Below are 800 nucleotides of genomic sequence, written 5' to 3'. Positions count from 1 at the left end.
GCCATCGTTCGGCTGCGCTGCATCGACAGCAGTTCTTCCCGCTCGGCTTCGCTCAGATTCATTTTGCCCATGCACCATTAGATCAGTGCAATTTCATTGGTTCAATGGACTAGTGGATGATCAGTGGATTAACGGCGGCGAGAAATGTCAAACCATCCTATTTGAGATAGCGGGTATTTCAATAATTTGGATGGTTTTCTGGATTTGCGAAAAAGCGACACGACTCCGGTTGCTCTTTTACAGACGGTGCATCGACGACGATGTCGGCATGCGAACAGCCTCAATAAATCAACGATTCATTCACATCGGACGCGGTGGTGCTGCTCCACGGCGTCCGTTGCCTCGTGGTCCACACCTCAGGTTTTCAGGTTCGGCATTTATTATCAAATAGCGTATTCAAGTGTCAATTTTTTTATTTTCAAGATTGATGAAGGGTGGCGCGTATTCGATCTTGAATTTGTCGTGATGTTGCTCATGTGGTGATGCGTGCTGGCTTCACTCACGGGCATCCTGCCGAGGCCTTGCAATTTCTGACAGTGCGGTCGAGCACATTTCGATACATTCGCGGCGAGAGACCAATCATTCCGCAGCCAGCACGAGTGAAAAGGAATCGAGAAACTTCGGCAACGTCGAATCGACGTTGAGAAGCGTTTCCGTACTTGTGCAGCGTGTTCAGCGGTAATCCCCCCGAAAAACCGGTGTGATCAGAAGTGGAATTTTCTTGTTGAGGGAGTTCTACGGAATGAAGAAATCGAGATTCACGGACAGCCAGATCATGGACGCGCTCAAGCGCGTGGAAT

1 protein-coding gene is annotated in these 800 nt (G+C 49.2%); it reads right to left on the bottom strand.

Annotation, left to right across the window (positions count from 1 at the left end; genetic code table 11):
- Positions 1 to 499: 499 nt before the first annotated feature.
- Positions 500 to 800 (bottom strand): hypothetical protein (locus tag HWX36_RS36900; RefSeq protein WP_208457850.1); only part of this gene is annotated, 301 nt, incomplete at its 5' end.

This window comes from Burkholderia sp. BCC0405, assembly GCF_902833075.1.
Lineage (GTDB): Bacteria > Pseudomonadota > Gammaproteobacteria > Burkholderiales > Burkholderiaceae > Burkholderia.
This window is presented reverse-complemented; position numbering and strand designations above follow the sequence as displayed.